This window comes from Streptomyces sp. NPDC000075 (assembly GCF_040301925.1).
Lineage (GTDB): Bacteria > Actinomycetota > Actinomycetes > Streptomycetales > Streptomycetaceae > Streptomyces > Streptomyces polychromogenes.
This window is the reverse complement of sequence record NZ_JBEPFL010000001.1, coordinates 206,775-227,404: the sequence shown is the minus strand read 5'-3', so window position 1 is coordinate 227,404 and position 20,630 is coordinate 206,775. Positions and strand designations below refer to the sequence as shown.

The window sequence follows — 20,630 nt, the reverse complement described above, 5'->3', positions numbered from 1 at the left end:
AACATAGAGGCCCCCCCGCAGCTCAGAGCGCGATCGGCCGATACGCCAGAGCCATGTCGACGATCTGTTCCGCAGAGGGGTCCCGAAGGCTGCCCGAGGGGTGGAAGACCAGGTCACTCACCCGGGGATGGGACACGTTCGCCTGCAGGAGCCGCAGATAGTAGTCGCTCTCCGCGGAGGCGGTCAGCAGTCTGCGAACGATCTCGACGAGCTCGTCCCGGGTGATGTCCGCGACCACCGGGCGAGCCGGCCGGGCCGCCTCCCTGGCGAACTCCTCCAGGCTCCTGCTTCCGTCGTACTCGGCGAAGTCGAGGGCCCGGTAGTCGTGACCGGTCATCGCGTTGAAGGCGGTGATCGCCCCGCCCGCCGCCTCCGGGCAGGTTTCCAGCAGCTCGACGATCCGCTCCACCTCGGCGCACAGCTCGTCCAGCCGTCGCCTGCTCACGGACGGCGGCGACAACTCAGGTCTCAGGTCCACAGCCCGCATTATGTCCGCCGGCGCCGGCCACCCCCGCTCGATGGCAAAGCCCCAGGTCAGCGACCTGGGGCTGGTGGGTTTCCCCCGGCGCCCGCCGGTGGTCAGGCGTGCTTGTCCGCGGGGTGGTGAGTGGGCTGGACCGACCAGGCCGGGGGTTCGTCGTTGCCCGACTCCTCGTCGCGTTCCGCGTCGGCGAAGGTCGCCTGGATCTTGTCCGGGGCGTGGTGGACCGGGGCGTAGACGGCGTAGAGCCGCATGGGCTCGTCGCCGGTGTTGGTGATGTTGTGCCACGTGCCGGCCGGTACGAGGACAGCCCAGCCGTCCTCGACCTCCTGGTCGAAGTCGAGGCGGTCCTTCGCGCTGCCCATCTGAACGCGGCCGCGGCCCGCGTCGAGCCGCAGGAACTGGTCGGTCTCCGGGTGTGCCTCCAGGCCGATGTCCTCGCCCACCGGGATCGACATGAGGGTCAGTTGGAGGTACTTCCCGGACCAGGCGACCGAGCGGTAGTTGGTGTTCTCCAGCGTCGCCCGCTCGAGGTCGAAACTCTGAGGTTCGGGCCCGATGTCCTTGATGGTCATGCTTCTCTCCCGGTCGACGGAGGTGGTACGCGTTCAGGCGCGGGTTTCGCGCCGGACCAACCCTTCCAGATCCACCGGGGTGTTGTGGCCCGACGCCAGTGACACTCGAGCGGGACGGTCACGGGCGCCGGGACGCGCGGGCGGGCGCGGGCCTTCAGCCCCAGGGCTGCTGGACCAGCCAGCTGGTGTCGGCGGCCCAGTCGGTGGCGCTGTCCCAGCTGTTGCTTCCGCCGTTGCTCGCTATGTAGGCCGTGTACGCGTAATGGCGCAGGTATTTCGCCGGGTAGTTGACGGACTGGAACGAAGTCCCCTGGCCGCTGTTGCCCGGGGTGGGGCAGAAGGTGGCGTCCTGGGCGAAGCCGCCTCCGCCGTCATCCGCGTTCAGGTAGAGCTGGAAGTTGCGGTGGCGCAGGAACCGGCCGGGTGCGTCGGCGGACTCGAAGGAGAGGCAGGAGGTGTTGGCCAGACCGGCGCGGACGGTCCAGGTGGCCGCGGCCTTGGCGGCGGCGGGGCTGGAGGAGTCGAGGGTGGAGAGGACGACCTTCGCGTCGGTGTCGTCGTGGCGGAGGTAGCCGGTGGTGCAGCAGGAGGTGGTGGCCCGCAGGGAGATCCGCGAGCCCGGCGTGAGGGAGCCGGGCGTGCCGGTCGGGGCGCTGCTGTAGCCGGCTGCGGCGATGTTGGCCTGGACGGCGTTCTCGGTGGCGTCGGAGGGGTATCCCGAGGTCATCACGCCTTCGTAGAAGGTGCCTGCGCTCCCGTTGCTGTTGTCGCCGCCGATGCCGAGGATGATCGCGCCCTGCTTCTTCATCGGGTTGTAGCCGGGCACGTTGGGGCGCACGCCGCTGTAGTAGGTGGACAGGCCGCCCCCCTGGGCGTTGCCGCCCCGGATGGCCCACTGGTTGGGGCCGCCCTTGACGAGGGCCGTCTGGAAGCGGTTGGTGATGCTCGGATCGTTGGCGTTGTAGCCGCGGTTCACGCCGGAGAACAGGCCGTTCTCCAGGTCGGCCATGACCCAGGGGCCGCTGCCGCTGCCGTAGCCCCAGCCCTTGTTGTCGCCGAAGTAGATGGCCTCCATGGTGCCGTTGCCGTCGTCGTTGCCGGAGGTCTCGGCGTTGCCGTAGTCGAAGCAGCAGCCGCCGTTGAAGTGGGTGCCGTCCAGCACCGCGTACATGCCCTCCGGCTGGTCTCCGGTCGCGATGCCCGTGGTGTGGTTGTTGCGGTAGCCGGTGCCGGGGGCCACGTAGAGGCCGTACGCCTTGTGGCCGGCGAGGGTGACCGGCGCCTCGACGGCGTTGGCCACGTTGTCGCTGCCGCCCGCGGCCGGGCCGGGGAAGTGGCCCCGGGGGGCCTGGGTGAGGTGGTTGCCCTTGCCGGTCTGGTCGTACAGGGCGGTGATGACGCAGCTGGTGCCGGCGCAGAACGCGTCCTGCGCCGCCGCGTCGGCGTAACCGCCGCTGCCCAGGGGCCCTATGTCCGCAACCGCGTTGTCGGAGGCACGCCTCACCTGGTAGAGCGGGCCGCCGTACGTCGCGTACAGGGCCCGGGTGGTGCTGTGGGCGGCCACGCAGGGAGTGGCGCCCGCGGCGTAGATGTCACAGGGGCCCTGGGTGACGGCCTGCGAGGGGCTGGTCGCGGCCATGAGCAGCCCGGCGGCGAGGACTGCGGCGGAGCAGGCCGCGCGCACGGTGCGCCAGCCCTTTCGGATCCGTGGTCCGGTCATGGGGGTCTCCTTCAGTGGGGGGAGAGCGGAACCGGCGCATCCCCGGTACGGGACCGTGCCGGCTCCTCACCGTATTGTTAGCGCTAACAATTCATGCCGAGGCGACGTGCACGGAATGACGACCTGAGGGGCCCTCACTATGGCCACCGCTCCGAAGCACCGTCAAGGCCCCTGCACCGAAGGCGCTGTCGCCCGATTCTGTGAGCGCTCACACCAACTCACCACCACCGCCACCGGCGTGGACGCGGCGGCGGGGCTGTGCCAACCTGAGCCCCATGTCGATCACCGCCACCGTCGCGGCCCTGCTCATCGCAGCCGTGCACGTCTACATCATGGTCCTGGAGATGTTCCTGTGGACCGGCCCGAAGGCCCGGGCCGCCTTCGGGACCACCCCCGCCTTCGCCACCGAGACGAAGACGCTCGCGGCCAATCAGGGGCTGTACAACGGATTCCTCGCCGCGGGCCTGGTGTGGGGTGCCGTCGCGTCCGATCCGGTGGGTTTCCAGGCGAAGGTGTTCTTCCTGGCGTGCGTGGCCGTGGCCGGAGCGTACGGTGCCGCCACGGCCAGCCGGAAGATCCTTTTCGTCCAGACCGTTCCCGCCCTCGTCGCGCTCGCCCTGGTGCTGGCGGCCCGGTGACGACCGGCGGGCGCCTGGCCAACTAGTAGAAAAATAAAGTGACTTGGCCTTGACGGGTCTCGCTCTACGCGCGTCATCATGGGCCGCATGAGGATTCCCCCACGGATCGCGGCCTTCGGTGGAGCCACCGCCGTCGCCGCCACTCTCCTCGCGGGACCGGTCGCCCACGCCGCCCCCGCGTCCGTCACCTCCACGGCCTCCGCCGCCGTGAAGGCACTCGGCAGCGTCTGCTACTCCGCGCTGCCTTCCCAGGCCCACGACACCCTGACCCTCATAGACCGGGGCGGCCCGTTCCCCTATCCCCAGGACGGCGTCGTCTTCCAGAACCGCGAGCGTCTGCTGCCCGCGCACACCACCGGCTACTACCACGAGTACACGGTGATCACCCCGGGCTCGCCGACCCGGGGAGCACGCCGGATCATCACGGGGCAGGCGGCGCACGAGGACTACTACACCGCGGACCACTACGCCTCGTTCCGCCGGGTGGTCTTCGGCTGCTGAACGCCGAACGTCGTACGTGTGCGGGCCCGCCCGGGCAGCCGGGCGGGCCCGCACACATGGGCAGGGCCCGCACACGTCGGCAGGGCCCGTACACGCGACGGCACTCCTGGTGCGGGCGGCTCCCGCCACTCGGCGGGGGTGTACCCGACGATCGCCGGATGGCCTCCGGAGCGCCCGGGCCTCCAGGCTGGTGACATGACACACCGTAGGCGCGAGGCAGAACCCGACACGGCCCGCCGGGCCCCGGCCGAAGCGGCGGGCCGTCGTGGCACCGGGCGGCGCGGAGGCGCGCTGTGGGAGTTCCTCGGCATGACGTTGGCGGCCGGCGGCCTCTGCCTGGCCGTGCTGCGCCCCGAACTCCTCGAAGCCGTGGTGGACACCCTCGCCGCGACGGCCGCCGGACTGGCGCACTGAGCCCCTCCCCCGAAGGCCCCGCGCGGGCCGAGTGCCGCCGCCGTCGACGCGGTGCGCGGCCGACCACGGCGGCGCGCGACGACCACGGCGGCGCGCGGCCGACCACGTAGGAAAGGAATCCTGTGAACACCGCATCCGCCCCGGAGGCGACGGGTGCCGAATCCCCGCGCGTCCGCGAGACGCTCAGAGCGCTGTACGGGTATGTCCGCCCGCACCGGTGGGCCGTCGTACTCGGCCTGCTGCTGGCGCTGGCGGGGGCGGCCGGGGGGCTGCTCCAGCCGCTGGCGACGAAGGCCCTGGTCGACCGGCTCTCGTCCGGTGGCACGATCGCCACGATCCTGCTGGTCCTGACCGCACTGGTGCTGCTGAGCACCGTCGCCGAGGCGTTCGGCACCTACGTGCTGGAGCGGACGGCGGAGTCGGTGGTCCTGGCCGCCCGACGCGGCCTGATCGGCCGCCTGCCGCGGCTGCGGCTCGCGGCGGTGGACCGCATGCAGCCGGGCGACCTGATGTCACGGGTGACCTCCGACACCACACTCCTGCGGGCCGTCAGCACCAAGGCGGTGGTCAACGCCGCGACCGGGACGGTCACTCTGGTCGCGGCGGTCGTGGTGATGGCCTTCCTGGACGCCGTCCTGCTCGGCGTCACCCTCCTCGTGGTCGCGGTCGTCGGCGCGGGCGCCGCCCTGGTGTTGCCGAGGATCGGGCAGGCCGCCGAGCGCGCCCAGGCCGGGGTCGGGGAGATGTCCACCGGCCTGGAGCGGATCTTCGGCGCCTTCCGCACGGTGAAGGCCTCCGGCGCCGAGGAGCGGGAGGCCGCTCGCGTCGAGGCGGCGGCCCGGCGGGCTTGGCGCCACGGCGTGCGCGGCGCCAAGTGGGAGGCCCTGCTGGGAACGGCGGACAACCTCGCCGTCCAGCTGGCGTTCCTCGCGGTGCTCGCCGCCGGCGGGGCGCGGGTGGCGTCCGGGGACATCCCCGTCTCCACGCTCATCGCCTTCCTGCTGTACCTCTTCTACCTCATGGAGCCGGTGTACAAGCTGGTCGACGCCGCCACCGCGTACCAGGAGGGCGCGGCGGCGATCTCCCGGATCAAGGCGGTGGACGGCCTGGAGGCGGAGCCGCCGGCGACGCGGCGAGCGGCGCGGCCCCGGACGGCGGCGGCCGCGCGGCGCCCGGCGTCGGTCCGCTTCGAGGAGGTGTCCTTCCGCTACGGGCCCGGGCTGCCGTACGTCCACCGGCGGGTGGACTTCGAGGTACCGGGCGCCGGGATGACGGCCTTCGTGGGGCCTTCGGGGGCGGGCAAGTCGACGGTCTTCTCGCTCATCGAACGGTTCCACGAGACGAGCGGCGGCCGGATCCTGGTCGACGGCGAGGACGTACGCCGGTGGCCGCTGTCCGGCCTGCGGTCCGTCATCGGATACGTCGAGCAGGACGCTCCGGTGCTGGCCGGCACCCTGCGGGAGAACCTGGTCTTCGCGGCGCCCGGCGCGACGGAGGGCGAGCTGCGCGCCGTCCTCGCCCGGACCAGGCTCGACGGCCTCGTCGAACGTCTCCCGCACGGCCTGGACACCTTGGTCGGGCACCGTGGTTCGAAGCTGGCCGGCGGCGAACGCCAGCGCGTCGCGATCGCACGCGCGCTCCTGCGCAAACCCCGGCTGCTGCTCCTGGACGAGGCGACCTCGCAGCTCGACGCCGTCAACGAGCTGGCGCTGCGGGACGTCATCGCCGAGACGGCACGCGAGACCACCGTCCTGGTGGTGGCGCACCGCCTGTCGACGGTGATCGACGCCGACCGCATCGTCGTCATGGACGCCGGCGAGGTCCGGGCCGTCGGCACCCACGAGGAGCTGGTGACCGAGGACGAGCTCTACGCACGGCTCGCGGCCACCCAGCTCCTGCTCCCGGCGGCCCGATCCCGCGGGTGAGAGGAGCGCTCTCCACCGGCTGCCCCCGCCGTACGGCGGGGGCGGCCCTGCCGTGTCACCGCGCGGGGGCCGGCCCGGTGAGCAGGCGTGCGACGGGCATCGAGCCGAGGCCGTGGAGCAGGACGCTGCCCAGCACGGTGATGGTCATGGCGTACAGGGCGGTGTCCGCGTAGGGGCCGTCGGGGAGGGCGTTGAAGGCGAGCAGGCCGAACACGATGGAGGTGGTGCCGCGCGGCCCGAGGGCTCCGAGCATGAGCCGTTCGCGCCAGGTGAAGTGCGATCCGAGAAAGGCGAGCAGGATCGGAACAACGCGTACGACGGTCAGCGCGGCGAGGCAGAGCGACAGGGTCGGCCAGTGGACGCCTTCACTCAGGGCGAGCACGGCGGCGTTCCCGAAGAAGAACCACATGCACATGGTCATGATCGAGGTGGTGTCCTCGATGAGGCTGAAGTCCGAGGCGTCGGGGGCATGGGCCTCGTCCTGCCGGGCCGGTGTCCGGCGGACGTAGCGGAAAGCGATGCCGCAGACGAACGCGGCGACGAAGCCGTTGCCGCCGGCCGCCACGGTGACGGTGTAGACGAGCAGGGGTGTGACGAGAACCAGGATGCGGCGGGACTGTCCGGTCATCCAGTGCCTGCGGTCGGCCGTGATCATCAGCCATCCGAGCGAAGAACCGAGGACCACACCCACCACCAGTGCCTTGACGGCGAACGGAACGGCCGTGGCCAGTGCCTGCACGGGGGTGTGCGCCTGTGAGGTCGAGCCCGCCAGGATGAGGGCGAAGAGGAAGAGGGGGGAGACGACGCCGTCGTTGTAGCCGCTCTCCACGTTGAGGACGTTGCGTACGCGTGCCGCGATGCGGGTGTCCCGCACCAGGGTTTCGGCGGGAGCGAAGTCGGTGGGGACGATGATGCACGCGATGAGCAGCAGGACCACCACGGGCAGCGCGGGAAGCATCAGCGTGCCGAGCAGGACCACGGCGGCCAGGCTGAGGGGCAGCGCCACGAGCAGGGCGCGGGCGGCCGCGCCGGGATCGCTGCCGAACAGCCGGCCGCCGGGCAGTTCCGTGGCGTCGACGAACAGCAGGACGGCCAGGATGACCTCGGCCACGTGCTGGGCGGTCTCCGAGTTGAGAGTGGCCGCGATCTGGCTGTGGGTGAACATGCCGGTGACGACTCCTGCGGAGACCAGCACCAGAGGGGCTCTGACATGCCCCCGCTCCAGCCATCGGGCGACGAGGGACCACCCGGCGGCGACGGCGGTGATCACGATCAGGACGAACGTCATGGGGATTCCGGTTTCGGGGACAGCACGTGGAACGGCACGTAGAACGGCAGGTGGAACGGCACGTAGAAACGGCACGTAGGGACAGCGGCCGGGACCAGGCCCCGCCGGGAGGGGAACTACGTCAACGGAGGTACTGCGCCGGCCTGGTGGCGGCGTTGAGCAACGCCTCCAGCGGTCCCCGGCGGAAGAAGCGGGACCAGAGCGCCGCGAACACGATCGCCCCGAGGATGAACAGGAGCACCGGCACCCAGGACGTCTGGGTGCTTTCGCCGGCCGGTACGCCGAGCAGGGACTGCACGAGGAAGTGGCCGACGTACGCCGTCAGGGACATGGTGCCCACCGCGATGACCGGACCGGCCAGGCGGCGCAGACGCGGCAGCCGGTCCATGAGCACGGTCGCGCCGACGATCACGAGGATCGCGACGCCCACGCTGCCGATCACGTCGAACGTGGTGCCGGTGTGCGGCCCGGCGGACAGCAGGTCCGAGGCACCCCCGTGCGAACCGAGGGATTCGCCGGCCGAGGACGCCGCCCCGGACCCGGAGGACGACTTCCCGTCCTCCGCCCTGCTGCGCAGCGCGTCCGTGCCCGCCAGCAGCAGGGACAGGCCGTAGGCGCTGGCGGTCAGGGCCGCACCGAGCCCGGCCAGGCGCCGCCGGACGGTCGCGGCGGACAGGTCGAGGCGGGCGAGCGCCATCCCGGCGACCACGAACGACATCCACGTGATCGTCGGGTAGAAGCCGGTGAGCAGCAGGTCGAGCATCCCCACTTCGCTGAGCCCCTTGAGCGGGTCGTGGGCGTTGATGCCCTGCTGGACGGACTCGCTCAGCAGTGAGTTCAGGACGAAGGCCAGCTGTGGTGTGACGAGTGCCAGGCCGGCCGCGATCGCCGCGAGCGTCCCGGCGCGCAGGCGCAGCAGGGGCAGGGCGAGGAGGAAGTAGACGCCGTAGAAGCCGAGGATGATCACGCCGCCGTACTCCATCGCCAGGACGGTGCCCAGCGCCAGCAGGACCACCGCGCGGATCGCGATCCGCGCCTTCGCCTGCCGGCCCGCCAGGCCGGTCTTCGGTTCACGGCGGCCGGCGATCAGCATCAGCGAGAACCCGGCGAGGGTGGCGAACAGCACCGACGAGTGGCCGTCGGCCAGGTACCGGACCCAGGTGCCGACGCCGTGCGTGGCCGACAGCACCGGGCCGATGTGGACGATGTACATGCCGAACACCGCCAGCGCCCTGGCCAGGTCCACCCCGACCAGACGTCCCGTCGAGGGCCCGGCCGAGGCCGTCCCGGCCGGCGAGGGTGAGGCGGGGGGCCGCGCAGGCGGGTTCTCGTCGGCGGCCTGCATCCCCTGCGGCGACTGTATCCGTGTCATACGGACAATCTCCGGATGCCGTACGGGGACGGCCATCCGGCGGGCGTCGGTGACATCCCCGCCGACCGGCCGGAGCACACCCCCCGAACGGCTGGATCATGTCCGCCGGGTGTCCGCGGTCCGTTCGCGACCGTGCGACCGCGTACCCTCCCGGACGTACGGTCGACGTCAGGCGAACACCGTACGAGAAGGCGGAGCCCCGGGGTGCGGGGGTCGCCGGGACGCGGGACAGAGCAGACGAGTGTGAGGCGGGACGCCGGTGATCCGGGTAGTGGTGGTGGACGACGAGGCCCTGGTGCGGTCCGGGTTCCGGATGATCCTGAACGCGTCCGGCGGCATCGAGGTCGTGGCGACGGCGCAGGGCGCGCAGGCCGTCGAGGTCATCCGGCGCGAGCGGCCGGACGTCGTGCTCCTCGACATCCGCATGCCGGACGTGGACGGCCTCACCGTGCTGCGGCAGATCCAGGAGCTGCCCGCACCGCCGCACGTGGCCATGCTGACCACGTTCGACACCGACGAGTACGTCCTGACCGCGCTGCGCTCGGGGGCCTCCGGCTTCCTGCTCAAGGACACCGAGCCCGAGCAACTGGCCCAACTGGTCCGCACCCTGGCTGCGGGCGGGGTGGTGATGTCACCGAAGGCCTCCCGCGCGCTGCTGCGCGGCCACCCGGGTGCGGGGGCACCCCAGGACGCGGACGTGGCCCGCGTCGGGCTCCTCAGCGAACGGGAACGCGATGTCCTCGTCCTGGTCGCGAGCGGTCTGTCCAACGCCGACATCGGCACGCGCCTCCATCTCAGCGCCGGCACCGTCAAGGACCACGTCAGCTCGATCCTCACCAAACTGCGGGTCACCAGCCGCGTCCAGGCCGCACTCCTCGCCGAGCGCGCCGGACTGCTCGGCCGCGGTGGCGACGACGCGACGCGCGGCGACGGATGAGGGGCACGGGCCGGTCGCCGTGGCGGCGCGTGCCGCCCTGGGCCGTCGACGCAGGCCTCGTGGCTCTGGCCGGGCTCGACGCCTGGATCAACCTCTTCGGCGAGGCGACCCCGCTGATGTGGGCCTGCGCCACCGTGGGCTGCGCCGGACTGTTCCTGCGCAGGCGCTTCCCGCTGGCCGTCTTCCTGCTGACGCTGCCCATGGCCCTGTTCATGGACGTGGCGGTCGCCCCGATCGCCGCCCTGTACACACTGGCCGCTTCCACCCGCAACCGCCCGCTGCTGGCGGGCTGCGCCCTGCTGAACGCGGCCGCGGACACCCTGGTCTGGCCGCTGCCCGGCGCGTTCGGCGGCGACCGGGCCTGGACGCTCGTCCAGTTCGTCTACACACTGGCCACGGCCGTCGCTCCCGTGCTGTTCGGCCAGCTCGTCCAGGCCAGGCACGACGTGGCCCGCCGGCTCGCCGAAGTCCAAGAGGCCCGGGAACACGAACGCGCCCTGTACGCCCAGACCGTCCTCGCCCGCGAACGCGCCCAGCTGGCCCGCGAGATGCACGACGTCGTCTCCCACCAGGTCAGCCTCATCGCGGTACAGGCCGGAGCCCTCCAGGTCGCCGCCAAGGACCCCGACGCCCGCGAGGCCGCCCGCACCATCCGCACCCTCAGCGCGAACACCCTCGACGAACTGCGCCACATGGTCACCCTGCTCCGCGCCTCCGGCGGCAAGGCAACCGAACTCACCCCCCAGCCCACCCTCGCCGACCTCCGGCAGCTCATCACCCACAGCGGCATCGAGACCACGCTGACCGGCGAGTTGCCGCCGCACATCAGCACGACCGCCCAGCGCACCGTCTACCGCACCGTCCAGGAAGCCCTCACCAACGTCCGCAAACACGCCCCGGGCGCCCGCGCCGACGTACGGCTGTGGCACGACGCGCACCACTTCGGCGTCACCGTCACCAACACCGCCCCCACCCGCCCGTCGGTCCCCCTGCCCAGCGCCCGCCACGGCCTCATCGGCCTGGGGGAACGCGCCGAGCTGCTCCACGGCACCTTCAGCGCCGGACCCACCCCGGAGGGCGGGTACGCGGTCGAGCTGCGGGCCCCCGTCCGGCCCGACTGAACGGCCGGCCGATGGCGTGGCGCGGCGGGCCCGGTCTTCTGCCGGGCCCGCCGCGCCGGATTCACCGCCCCAGTGTCAGCAGGCCCGGCCGGTAGGGCCACAGGCCGTAGTCGCCGCCCACCCTGGGGTCACGCCCCTGGTAGAGGAACCGCAGGTTGCAGGGATCGACGGTGAAGGTCTGGTCGGCGCTGGTGCGGATCAGTTCACCGTGGCTGATGTCGTTCGTCCAGCCGGCGCCGCTGTTGGCCTTGCCGGCGAAGGGGTTGCTCTCGGTCGCGGCCTGGGGGGTCCAGGAGCCGTCCAGACTGGTGGCCGTGAACGAGCGGAAGTAGCGGCCCTGCGCGCCGATCGCCTCGACGATCATGAGGTACCGGTTCTGGCCCTGGAGCTTGTAGACCTGCGGGGCCTCGAACAGGTTGTCCGTCGTGTCGCTCATGACCACGGTCGAGGTCGTGCCGAAACTGCCCGGGAAGTTACCGATCGGCATGCCGGCCCGGTAGATCTTGCCGTTGTCGCCGGCGAAGAACAGGTACATGTTCGTCCCGTCGCCGATGAGCGTCTGATCGATGGGCCCGGTTCCGGGGCCGGCGATGCTCCCGGAGAAGAGCTCCCGCTCCGCCGACCAGCCGTTCGGGTTGGCCGGGTCGGTCGACGTCCGGTAGGAGAAGGCGGTCCTGCCCCACTGGTAGGCCAGCACCCAGATGTTCTTCGGTGCGAAGTAGAAGAGCGTGGGCGCGACCGCCGAGGAGGACATCCCGTTCTGGGCGGCCGAGGCCATCTGCGGCCAGTCGGTGAACAGGCCGAAGTTCATCGAGCCCCAGTTCGCCCCCGTGTCGTGCGTGGTCGCGTAGACGAGCTGCCGGCCGTTGTAGGGCGCGACGGTGAAGTCCTTGAGGGAGGCCCACCCCGCCTTGGGTTGTGCCAGGGGGCCGGTCGACGTCCAGCGGTACGACGACGGGAGGGCGCAGGTGCCGGGGGTGCCGCCGCCGACCCGGACGAGCTGCCACTGCTGGTTGGTGCCGCCCCAGTCGTCGTACTGGACGACGTTCGCGTTGTCCGCGGTGGAGCCGCCCTGCACTTCGAGGGCCTTGCCGCTGTGGCGCGCGATGAGCCGCACGTAGCCGTCGGGGCCGTCGGCGAGCCGCCACTGCTGGTTGGTGCCGTTCACGTCGGTCCACTGGACGATCGGGGCGCCGTTCGCGGTGGACCCGTCCCGGACGTCCAGCACCTTGCCGGAGTGCCGGGACGTGATGCGGTAGTAGCCGCCGCCGGCGTCGGTGAACCGCCACAGCTGCTGGTTCTGGTCGTTCCTGGTCCACTGGGTGATGCGGGCCCCGTCACCGGTGGCCAGGTTGTAGACGTCCAGGGCCTTTCCGCTGTTGCGGTTGACCAGCACGTACGAGGCCTCGGGGTCGACGGCCGCCGCCGCGCCGGCGGGCTGCGCGCCGAGGAACGCGGCCAGGAGCAGCAGGGGCGCCAGCAGGGCGAGCAGCCGTCGTGCCGGGTGGGCTGGGGAGGGAGGGCGGAACCGCATCGGAGAGCTCCTTCGTGGATGGGGGCGAGATGAGACGGGGCCGATGGTGTTAGCGCTAACAATTTTGCGGTGGCCGGCCTGCCCGTCACCTGCGGACGGGTCAGCCCTTGGTGGCGCCCGCGGTCAGGCCGCCGATCAACTGCCGTTCGGCGACGGCGTAGAACGCGAGGGCGGGGACCATGGCGAGGACGATGTAGGCGAGGACGAGCGCGTAGTCGGTCGAGTACTGGCCCTGGAACTGCTGGACTCCGACCGGGACCGTCTGCCAGGCCGGTCCGTCGAAGACCAGCAGCGGCAGGAAGAAGTTGTTCCAGCTCGCGACGACCGCCAGCACGGACACCGTGCCGAGCGCCGGACGCGCCATCGGCAGCAGGATCCGCCAGAAGAAACGGAAGGACCCGCAGCCGTCCATGACGGCCGCTTCCTCGATCTCCGCCGGGATGGTCCGGAAGAAGCCGCGCAGAATGACGATCGTCGTGGGAAGCCCGAAGGCCGCCTGCGGCAGGATCACTCCGAGCGGGTTGTCGAGCAGGCCGAAGGTCCGCAGCAGCAGGAACAACGGCAGGACGGCCACCGAGAACGGGAACATCAGCCCGATCGTGAACAGCGTGTAGAAGAGCTCCCTGCCCCGGAAGGCGTAGCGGGCCAGCACGTACGCCGCCATCGCGGAGGCCGCCACCGTGCAGCAGGTCGTGCCGATCGCGATGCCCGCGCTGTTGGCGATCTGCCGCCAGAACATGCCGTCGCCGAGAATGCCCGTGTAGTTGCCGGTCTTCCACCGCTCGGGCAGCCCGAACGGGTTGGCCGTCAGCTCCCCGGTGCTCTTGAACCCGGACACGACCGCGTAGACGAGTGGCGCGGCGACGAACGCGCCGATCAGCCAGACCAGGGCGTGCAGGGACAGGCCTCGTGCCGTCCTGCGGGCGTTCATCGGCCACCTCCCGGGGTGAGGGCGCCGCTGAGGTCCCGGCGGAGTACGTAACGCTGGTAGAAGAGGGAGAAGATCAGGCAGATCATGAAGAGCACCACGCTGATCGCACTGGCGTAGCCGACCTGGTGGCGCTTGAACCCGAACTGGAACATCGAGATCGCCATCGTCTCGGAGGAGTGGTTGGGTCCGCCCGCGGTCATGACCCACACGAGGTCGAAGAGCTGGATGGCCCCGATGATCGACAGGAAGGTGCTGATCCGGATCGTCGGGCCGAGCAGCGGCAGCGTCACGTGCCGGAAGCGCTGCCAGGGGCCGGCGCCGTCGAGGGAAGCGGCCTCCAGGACCTCGCCGGGGATGCTCTGCAGTCCGGCGAGGAAGAGCATCATGTGGAAGCCGAAGTACTTCCAGGTCATGACCACGAACAGGGTCGGCACGACCGTCGAGGGATCGGCGAGCCACCTCCCCCGCAGCCCCTCCAGGCCGAAGGCGCCGGCGAGATGGTCGGCCATCCCCGCGCCGGGGAGGAAGACCATCGTGAAGAGGACCGCCGTGACCACCTCGGACAGGATGTACGGGGCGAAGAACAGCATCCGGTAGACGGCCCGCCCGCGCAGCCTCTGGTTGAGGAGGACGGCCGTGAACAGCGCGAAGGGCAACTGCACCGTGACCGACAGGAGGATCAGGTACAGCCCGCGCTCCAGGTCACCGAGGAAGACCTGGTCGTGGAAGAGCCTGGCGTAGTTCCCCCACCCGACGAAGTCGTCCATGGGGCCGGCCCCGCTCCACTTGAAGAGGCCCGTGTAGACGGCGACGGCGATCGGGGCGAGGACGAAGACGAGGAAGAGGAGCAGGGCCGGGACCAGGAACCAGGCCACCGAGGCCCAGCTCCGCAGCCCGCGATGGGCGGACACGGAGTCAGGCACCCTTCGCTGCCTCGGTGATCGCGGTGGTGACCTGTTCGGGGGTCTTCTTGCCCGCGATGAGGTCGGCGACGCTGTCGTTGACTTCCTGGCCGACCGCCGGGGGGTAGGCCTGGTCGAGGAAGAGCTGGAAGCCCGTCGCCCCGGCGAGGGTGTCGGCGACGGCCCTCCGGTTGGCGTCGGTGAGCCCGCCCTCCGCGCCTTTGACCACCGGCAGGTAGCCGTTGGAGGCCAGCAGCCTGGACTGGTTCTCCAGGACGAAGAACTTCAGGAAGTCCAGTGCTTCTTTCGGGGCGCCCTTGCGCAGCGCGAAGCCGCCGCCCCCGCCGAGCACGTCGGTGCTCCGGCCGGCGCCGCCGTCGACCGTCGGGAAGGGAAAGAAGCCCAGGTCCGCCCCGAGGTCCGCGCCCGCGTCCTTCTGGACCGACGGCGCCCACTGGCCCATCAGCTCCATGGCCGCCTTGCCGTTGCCCATGGTCGCGGCCTGGCCGCCGGGAGTGGAGTAGCCGGCGCCGAGGAAGCCCGGCTGGAACGGCTGGAGGTCGACGAGTTCCTTGAGGTGGCCGCCCGCCCGGACGAAGCCCGCGCCGGTGAAGTCCTTGGCGGCGGCGGCCTGCCCCAGGGCGGGGAGTCCCGCGACGCGCATCGCCAGGTAGGCCCAGTAGAAGTGACCCGGCCATTTCTCCTTGCCCGCGAGGGCGATGGGCGTGACGCCCGCCGCCTTGAGCTTCCTGACGTCTTCGAGGAGCTCGGCCCAGGTGGCCGGCGGAGCGGTGATGCCGGCCTCGGCGAAGAGCTTCTTGTTGTACCAGAAGCCGACCATGCCGACGTCGTAGGGCACCGCGTAGGTCCGGCCCTCGAACCGATAGGCCTGGAGGGAGACCGGGGTGAGGTCGGAGGCCCAGCCGAACACGTCGGTGAGGTCCTCGACCAGCCCCGCGTCGACCTGCTGCCGCAGCACGCCGCCGCCCCAGGTCTGGAAGACGTCGGGGAGTCTTCCGGACGAAGTGACCGCCGCGAGCTTGGACTTGAACGCCTCGTTCTCCAACGAGGTCGTCTTGATGGTGATGTCGGGGTGGGCGGCCGTGAACGCCGTGGACAGCTGCGGGAACAGGGACTTGCCCGGTTCCGTGGTGGCGATGTTCCACCAGGAGAAGGCCACGGTGCCGTCGGCCGCCGGCACCGGACCGGAGCCGCCGGCGCCGCAGGCCGCGGTGAGTGAGGCCGACAGAACGGTCAGGCCCGAGAGCGCGAGGAAACGTCGTCGGCTCGGGGGTGTGCTCGCCATAGGACCTCCGGGGTGAGGAAAGCCGGTTCGAGTTCGAAATGTTTCGTAACTTTCTCGAATTCGCGCTGCCACAAACTAGGAACGTGCGGCGCTCCGGTCAAGCGTTCTTACCGAATCGCCTTTCATCGACGCCTACTTACTGCTTGACAATCGGGTCGCACCGACCGGAAACTCCTCGAAAGTTTGCGATACCCGTCGACAGCCCGAGGCGTCCGCGCGGAGGAGAGAAGTTGAGCGAGCAGCGTCCGACCCTGGCCGTCATCGCCGCCGAGGCAGGGGTCTCCCAGGCCACGGTGTCCAAGGTGCTCAACGGCCGTACCGATGTCGCGGCTTCGACGCGCGAACGGATCGAGAGCCTGCTGCGGTCCCACCACTACCTCCACCCCGGCCGGCAGGGCAGGGCCCGCAGGTCGGGTCTGGTCGACCTGATCATCGGCGGTCTGGACAGCGCGTGGGCGGTGGAGATACTGCGCGGCGTCGAGGCCGAGTGCGCCCAGCGCGGCGTGGGCACCGTCGTGTCGCTCGTCCCGCCGGGCGAGGCCACGCCGTCGAGCTGGGCCGCACTGCCGGTTCTGCACCACAGTGACGGCGTCATCCTCGTCACCGCCTCGGTCACCCGGGCCCAGCGCGCCCAGATCGAACAGGCCGGGGTGGCGCTGGTCGTCATCGACCCGATCGACCTGCCGGGCAACGGTGTGCCGAGCATCGGGGCGACCAACTGGGCGGGCGGCCTCGCCGCCACGGAGCACCTGCTGGAGCTGGGGCACCGCCGGATCGCCGCGATCGGCGGGCGCAAGGAGATGCTCTGCAGCCAGGCCCGCATCGACGGGTACCGGGCCGCACTGGAGCGGGCCGGGATCGAGGTCCGTCCCGAACTGATCCGGTTCGGCGACTTCCAGCACGAGGGCGGGTTCCGGCGCGCCCGGGAACTGCTCGCGCTCCCCGAACCGCCGACCGCGATCTTCGCAGGAAGCGACCAGCAGGCGATGGGCGTCTACGAAGCGGCCCGGCAAGGCGGACTGAGCGTTCCGGGAGACCTCAGCGTGGTCGGCTTCGACGACCTGCCGATGTGCGGATGGCTGTCACCACCGCTGACGACGGTGCGCCAGCCGCTGGAGGAGATGGGCCGCCTCGCCGCCCGCGCGCTCTTCCAGCTGCTGGACGGCCAGCCCCTGGTCAGCCCCCGGATGGAGCTCTCGACCGAGCTCAAGGTCCGCCTTTCCACCGCCCCGCCCCGTCTCTAGGAGAACTCCTTGACCGAGCCCTGGCGCGACCCCCTGCTGCCCGTGTCCGTGCGCGTCACCGACCTGCTGGAACGGATGACACTGGAAGAGAAGGCCGGCCAGCTCACCGCGTTCTGGGCGCAGCCCTCGGCTCCGGGGGCACCGGTCGCACCCGTGGAGGACGATTCCGGCGAGTCCGCACCCGGGCTCGACCACCTCGCCGTCCACGGAATCGGCCAGCTCACCCGGGTGTTCGGCACCGCGCCCGTCACCGCGAAGGCCGGGATGGAGCGGCTCGCCTCGCTCCAGCGGCAGGTGACCGCCTCGGGCCGCTTCGGGATCCCGGCGGTCGTCCACGAGGAGTGCCTGACCGGTTTCATGACGCGGGGGGCGACGGTCTTCCCCGCGCCGCTCGCCTGGGGCGCGTCCTTCGACCCCGGGCTCGTGCGGCGGATGGCCGCCGCGATCGGCGCGGGGATGCGGCGGGCCGGCGTCCATCAAGGGCTGGCTCCGGTCCTCGACGTGGTCCGCGACTACCGGTGGGGCAGGACCGAGGAGTGCATCGGCGAGGACCCCTGTCTCGTCGGGGCGATCGGCACCGCCTACGTGCAGGGCCTGGAGGGCGCGGGGATCGTGGCGACGCTCAAGCACTTCGCCGGGTACTCGGCCTCACGGGCCGGCCGGAACATGGCCCCCGTCTCGGTGGGGCCGCGCGAGTTCGCCGACGTGCTGGTCGAGCCTTTCGTACGGGCGCTGCGCGAGGGCGGCGCCCGGTCGGTCATGAACAGCTACACCGACGTGGACGGCGTCCCGGTGGCCGCCGACGAACGGCTGCTGACCGGGCTGCTCAGGGGGGAACTCGGCTTCACCGGTGTGGTCGTCGCCGACTACTACGCCGTCTCCTTCCTGGAGACCCGGCACGGCGTCACCGGTTCACGGGGCGCGGCCGGCGCGCTGGCGCTGACCGCCGGAATCGACGTCGAACTGCCCACGGCCCGCTGCTTCGGCGAGCCGCTGACCGAACTCGTGCGGTCGGGGAGCGTACCGGAGGAGCTCGTCGACCGGGCCGCGCGGCGGGTCCTGCTGCAGAAGGCCGAACTCGGCCTGCTCGACCCGGACTGGGAACCGGTCGCGCCCGAGGCGGTCGACCTCGACCCGCCGGCGAACCGGGCCCTCGCCCGGCTCCTGGCCGAACGCTCCACCGTGCTGCTCACCAATGACGGCACCCTGCCGCTGCGGCCCTGCCGGGTCGCCGTCCACGGGCCGCACGCCGGCGAACCGCGCTCCTTCCTCGGCTGCTACGCCTTCCCCAACCACGTCGCGGCTCCCGGCGAGCCCGGGCTGGAGATCCCCACGCTCGGCGAAGCGCTCGGCGCCGCCGGGTTCACGGTCACCCCGGACGACCCGGACGTGAACGTACTGGTGCTCGGGGACCGGGCCGGCCTGTTCGGCCGGGGCACCTCCGGAGAGGGCTGCGACGCCGAGACCCTCGACCTGCCCGGCGACCAGGCCGCACTCGCCTCCGCCGTCCTGGACTCCGGTGTGCCGACCGTCCTGGTCGTCGTCTCCGGACGGCCCTACGCGCTGGGCACGGCGGCCGAGCGCGCGTCGGCCGTCATCCAGGCCTTCTTCCCCGGGGAGGAGGGGGCGACGGCGCTGGCCCGGATCATCAGCGGGGCGGCGGAGCCGTCAGGACGGCTGCCCGTCTCCCTCCCCCGCCGGGCCGGCGGCCAGCCCGGCACGTACCTGCACGCCGGGCTCGGCGGGCGCACCGACTGGAGCTCGGTGGACCCGACCCCGCTGTTCCCCTTCGGGCACGGGCTGAGCTGGACCAGGTTCGCCTTCTCGGAGCTGACGGTGGATCCCGGGGCCGCGACGGACGGGGAGGTCGCCGTCTCGGCCACCGTGCGCAACGTCGGCGGGGTGGCCGGGACCGAGGTGGTCCAGCTGTACCTGTCCGACCCCGTGGCGTCCGTCGTCCGGCCGCAGCGGTGGCTCGCCGGATTCGCCCGGGTCGAGCTGGCTCCGGGCGCGGCCGCCCGGGTCACCTTCCGCGTCCATGCCGACCGGACCTCCTTCACCGGGCTGGACCTGCGCAGGAGGGTGGAGCCCGGGGAGATCGGGGTGGCCGTCGGACGGTCCAGCGGCGACCTCCCGCTGCTGGGCTCCTTCACCCTGCGGGGGCCGGTACGCCATCCGGCCGCCGACCGGGTGCTGTCCGTGCCGGCCGACGTCGTCCCGGTTCCATGACCGGCTTCTCCGGTGACCCGGTACTGCCCGGGTTCCGGCCCGACCCGTCCGTCTGCCGGGTGGGGGCGGACTACTACCTGGTGACGTCCAGCTTCGAATGGTTCCCCGGCCTTCCCGTCTTCCACAGCCGTGATCTCGTGAACTGGCGGCGCATCGGATCCGCGCTGGACCGGGCGTCCCGTCTCGACCTGGCCGGCTGCGCCCCGTCACGGGGCCTGTTCGCGCCGACGATCCGGCATCACGACGGGCTCTTCCATCTCGTCTGCACGCTGATGGACGGTCCCGGTCACTTCGTCGTCACGGCGACGGATCCGGCGGGGCCGTGGTCGCGGCCGATGTGGCTGGACGGCGAGGGCTTCGACCCGTCGCTGTTCTTCGAGGACGGACCGGACGCGAGCGACGTCCGTGCCTGGTTCACCGCCGCCCGTGTGCTGGACGAGGCCGCCGGCCGCACCGAGATCTGGATGCGCGAGTACCTTCCCCGCGAACGACGGCTCACGGGACCCGAGTACGTCCTGTGGTCGGGGAGCCGCCCGGGGGCCCGCTGGTCGGAAGCCCCGCACCTCTACCGGATCGACGGCACCTACCTCCTGCTGACCGCCGAGGGCGGCACCGACGTGGACCACAGCGTGGTGGCCGCCCGCGCCGACCACGTGACCGGCCCCTACGAGGGCGCCCCCGGCAACCCGGTGCTGCCACCCGCCGGGGGCCCGGTCACCTGCACCGGGCACGCCGACCTCGTCCGCACCCCCGACGGCGACTGGCGGGCCGTCCTGCTGGGCGTCCGGCCGGGCTCCGCGCTCGGCCGCGAGACCTTCCTCAGCCGGATCACCTGGGACGACGGCTGGCCGGTCTTCACCCCCGTCCACCATACGGGCCCGCGCCGCCCCCTCCACGACACGTTCGCCACCCTCTGCGCCGACTGGAGCACCCTGGGCGCCCCACCGGAGCCGTTCTGGACCACCGGCGACGGGCTGCGCCTGCGGCTCGGGCCCGGACGCCTCGGCGAGCGCACCACCCCGTCCCTCCTGGCCCGGCCCCAGGAACAGCCCGACTGCGACGTCTCCACGGAACTGCGCTTCGCTCCCGCCGCACCGGGCGAAGAGGCGGGCCTCGCCGTGGTCCTCGACGACGACACCCATCTCCTCCTCCTCCGCACAGCGGAAGGACTCAGCCTCCGCCACGGGCCCGAGGTCCTGGCCCGGGTTCCCGTCCCCCCGGGCCCCCTGCGCCTGGGGGTCCGCATCCGCGGCTTCCACCACACCTTCGCCCATGCCGCACCCGGCGGCGCCTGGCAGGACCTGCCCGTCGTCGAAGCCTCCTTCCTCACCCCGCTGTTCACCAGCGTCCAGCTCGGCCTCTACGCCACTTCCAACGGCCGCCCGTCCACCAGCCACGCGCACTTCCCGTGGTTCGACATCACCTACCCGGGCCGGGAACGATCGCCCGGCCCCCGGGGTGTGTGACGCGCGGCCCACGGCCCCGCCCCCGGGCAGCGCACTCCCCCAGCCG

General features: G+C 71.8%; 18 protein-coding genes. 9 read left to right on the top strand and 9 right to left on the bottom strand.

The window, feature by feature from the left end; genetic code table 11:
• Positions 1–22: 22 nt before the first annotated feature.
• The 3 genes from ABT403_RS00890 to ABT403_RS00880 all read right to left on the bottom strand — a co-directional run bounded on the left by ABT403_RS00890 (position 23) and on the right by ABT403_RS00880 (position 2,776).
• On the bottom strand, positions 23–487 hold the full coding sequence (locus ABT403_RS00890) for a bacteriocin immunity protein (RefSeq protein WP_344167586.1): 465 nt from the start codon (positions 485–487) through the stop codon (positions 23–25).
• A 92-nt stretch (positions 488–579) separates the two neighbouring features.
• A complete protein-coding gene (locus ABT403_RS00885; protein WP_344167589.1) occupies positions 580–1,056 on the bottom strand; it encodes a cupin domain-containing protein in 477 nt (158 codons plus the stop codon).
• 154 nt (positions 1,057–1,210) lie between these two features.
• Positions 1,211–2,776, bottom strand: a complete 1,566-nt coding sequence (locus ABT403_RS00880) for an alpha-L-arabinofuranosidase B (RefSeq protein WP_344167592.1) — start codon at positions 2,774–2,776, stop codon at positions 1,211–1,213.
• 275 nt (positions 2,777–3,051) lie between these two features.
• Here ABT403_RS00880 and ABT403_RS00875 point away from each other — a divergent pair, with 275 nt between their 5' ends.
• From ABT403_RS00875 to ABT403_RS00860, 4 genes are all read left to right on the top strand, one after another.
• A complete protein-coding gene (locus ABT403_RS00875) occupies positions 3,052–3,414 on the top strand; it encodes a DUF1304 domain-containing protein (protein ID WP_344167595.1) in 363 nt (120 codons plus the stop codon).
• An 87-nt stretch (positions 3,415–3,501) separates the two neighbouring features.
• Positions 3,502–3,915: a guanyl-specific ribonuclease gene (locus ABT403_RS00870; RefSeq protein WP_344167598.1), complete on the top strand. Its 414-nt coding sequence runs from the start codon at positions 3,502–3,504 to the stop codon at positions 3,913–3,915.
• A 195-nt stretch (positions 3,916–4,110) separates the two neighbouring features.
• Positions 4,111–4,329 (top strand): hypothetical protein, encoded by a 219-nt coding sequence (locus ABT403_RS00865; RefSeq protein ID WP_344167601.1) that lies wholly within the window; start codon positions 4,111–4,113, stop codon positions 4,327–4,329.
• A 122-nt stretch (positions 4,330–4,451) separates the two neighbouring features.
• Entirely contained in the window at positions 4,452–6,254 is a 1,803-nt protein-coding gene (locus tag ABT403_RS00860) for an ABC transporter ATP-binding protein (RefSeq protein ID WP_344167604.1), read from the top strand.
• Between the two features lie 55 nt (positions 6,255–6,309).
• Here ABT403_RS00860 and ABT403_RS00855 read toward each other — a convergent pair whose 3' ends face one another.
• Both ABT403_RS00855 and ABT403_RS00850 read right to left on the bottom strand, forming a co-directional pair.
• Positions 6,310–7,542: a cation:proton antiporter gene (locus ABT403_RS00855; protein WP_344167607.1), complete on the bottom strand. Its 1,233-nt coding sequence runs from the start codon at positions 7,540–7,542 to the stop codon at positions 6,310–6,312.
• A gap of 121 nt (positions 7,543–7,663) precedes the next feature.
• Positions 7,664–8,914 (bottom strand): DUF418 domain-containing protein, encoded by a 1,251-nt coding sequence (locus ABT403_RS00850; RefSeq protein WP_344167610.1) that lies wholly within the window; start codon positions 8,912–8,914, stop codon positions 7,664–7,666.
• A gap of 313 nt (positions 8,915–9,227) precedes the next feature.
• On the opposite strand from ABT403_RS00850, the gene ABT403_RS00845 reads away from it, so the two are divergent.
• Together ABT403_RS00845 and ABT403_RS00840 are read left to right on the top strand one after the other, a co-directional pair.
• Entirely contained in the window at positions 9,228–9,851 is a 624-nt protein-coding gene (locus ABT403_RS00845) for a response regulator (protein WP_425580330.1), read from the top strand.
• Entirely contained in the window at positions 9,848–10,972 is a 1,125-nt protein-coding gene (locus ABT403_RS00840; RefSeq protein ID WP_344167616.1) for a sensor histidine kinase, read from the top strand. Before ABT403_RS00845 ends, ABT403_RS00840 begins: the two co-directional genes overlap by 4 nt.
• Before the next feature lie 61 nt (positions 10,973–11,033).
• Here ABT403_RS00840 and ABT403_RS00835 read toward each other — a convergent pair whose 3' ends face one another.
• The 4 genes from ABT403_RS00835 to ABT403_RS00820 all read right to left on the bottom strand — a co-directional run bounded on the left by ABT403_RS00835 (position 11,034) and on the right by ABT403_RS00820 (position 15,645).
• Positions 11,034–12,506 carry a non-reducing end alpha-L-arabinofuranosidase family hydrolase gene (locus ABT403_RS00835; protein ID WP_344167619.1) on the bottom strand — a complete coding sequence of 491 codons (1,473 nt, stop codon included), beginning with the start codon at positions 12,504–12,506 and terminating at the stop codon, positions 11,034–11,036.
• Positions 12,507–12,606: 100 nt separating this feature from the next.
• Positions 12,607–13,437 (bottom strand): carbohydrate ABC transporter permease, encoded by an 831-nt coding sequence (locus ABT403_RS00830; protein ID WP_344167622.1) that lies wholly within the window; start codon positions 13,435–13,437, stop codon positions 12,607–12,609.
• The gene (locus ABT403_RS00825; RefSeq protein WP_344167625.1) at positions 13,434–14,348 is read right to left on the bottom strand and encodes a carbohydrate ABC transporter permease; all 915 of its coding nucleotides are present in this window, start codon (positions 14,346–14,348) and stop codon (positions 13,434–13,436) included. The genes ABT403_RS00830 and ABT403_RS00825 overlap by 4 nt, the downstream gene beginning before the upstream one ends.
• A gap of 4 nt (positions 14,349–14,352) precedes the next feature.
• The gene (locus tag ABT403_RS00820; protein ID WP_344167628.1) at positions 14,353–15,645 is read right to left on the bottom strand and encodes an extracellular solute-binding protein; all 1,293 of its coding nucleotides are present in this window, start codon (positions 15,643–15,645) and stop codon (positions 14,353–14,355) included.
• A 230-nt stretch (positions 15,646–15,875) separates the two neighbouring features.
• Between ABT403_RS00820 and ABT403_RS00815 the strand changes: the two genes are divergently transcribed.
• Genes ABT403_RS00815 through ABT403_RS00805 form a run of 3 tightly spaced genes read left to right on the top strand, consistent with a single transcriptional unit; the run spans position 15,876 to position 20,584 of the window.
• Entirely contained in the window at positions 15,876–16,889 is a 1,014-nt protein-coding gene (locus ABT403_RS00815; RefSeq protein WP_344167630.1) for a LacI family DNA-binding transcriptional regulator, read from the top strand.
• 9 nt (positions 16,890–16,898) lie between these two features.
• Positions 16,899–19,118: a beta-glucosidase gene (locus tag ABT403_RS00810; RefSeq protein WP_344167632.1), complete on the top strand. Its 2,220-nt coding sequence runs from the start codon at positions 16,899–16,901 to the stop codon at positions 19,116–19,118.
• Complete coding sequence (locus tag ABT403_RS00805) at positions 19,115–20,584, top strand: glycoside hydrolase family 43 protein (protein WP_344167635.1); 1,470 nt, start codon at positions 19,115–19,117, stop codon at positions 20,582–20,584. Before ABT403_RS00810 ends, ABT403_RS00805 begins: the two co-directional genes overlap by 4 nt.
• The last annotated feature ends 46 nt before the right edge of the window (positions 20,585–20,630 follow it).

Bases quoted from the DNA above. Each gene is read 5' to 3' on its own strand.
- ABT403_RS00890 (WP_344167586.1), bottom strand. From the start codon at position 487: ATGCGGGCTGTGGACCTGAGACCTGAGTTGTCGCCGCCGTCCGTGAGC.
- ABT403_RS00885 (WP_344167589.1), bottom strand. From the start codon at position 1,056: ATGACCATCAAGGACATCGGGCCCGAACCTCAGAGTTTCGACCTCGAG.
- ABT403_RS00880 (WP_344167592.1), bottom strand. From the start codon at position 2,776: ATGACCGGACCACGGATCCGAAAGGGCTGGCGCACCGTGCGCGCGGCC.
- ABT403_RS00875 (WP_344167595.1), top strand. From the start codon at position 3,052: ATGTCGATCACCGCCACCGTCGCGGCCCTGCTCATCGCAGCCGTGCAC.
- ABT403_RS00870 (WP_344167598.1), top strand. From the start codon at position 3,502: ATGAGGATTCCCCCACGGATCGCGGCCTTCGGTGGAGCCACCGCCGTC.
- ABT403_RS00865 (WP_344167601.1), top strand. From the start codon at position 4,111: ATGACACACCGTAGGCGCGAGGCAGAACCCGACACGGCCCGCCGGGCC.
- ABT403_RS00855 (WP_344167607.1), bottom strand. From the start codon at position 7,542: ATGACGTTCGTCCTGATCGTGATCACCGCCGTCGCCGCCGGGTGGTCC.
- ABT403_RS00850 (WP_344167610.1), bottom strand. From the start codon at position 8,914: ATGACACGGATACAGTCGCCGCAGGGGATGCAGGCCGCCGACGAGAAC.
- ABT403_RS00845 (WP_425580330.1), top strand. From the start codon at position 9,228: ATGATCCTGAACGCGTCCGGCGGCATCGAGGTCGTGGCGACGGCGCAG.
- ABT403_RS00840 (WP_344167616.1), top strand. From the start codon at position 9,848: ATGAGGGGCACGGGCCGGTCGCCGTGGCGGCGCGTGCCGCCCTGGGCC.
- ABT403_RS00835 (WP_344167619.1), bottom strand. From the start codon at position 12,506: ATGCGGTTCCGCCCTCCCTCCCCAGCCCACCCGGCACGACGGCTGCTC.
- ABT403_RS00830 (WP_344167622.1), bottom strand. From the start codon at position 13,437: ATGAACGCCCGCAGGACGGCACGAGGCCTGTCCCTGCACGCCCTGGTC.
- ABT403_RS00820 (WP_344167628.1), bottom strand. From the start codon at position 15,645: ATGGCGAGCACACCCCCGAGCCGACGACGTTTCCTCGCGCTCTCGGGC.
- ABT403_RS00805 (WP_344167635.1), top strand. From the start codon at position 19,115: ATGACCGGCTTCTCCGGTGACCCGGTACTGCCCGGGTTCCGGCCCGAC.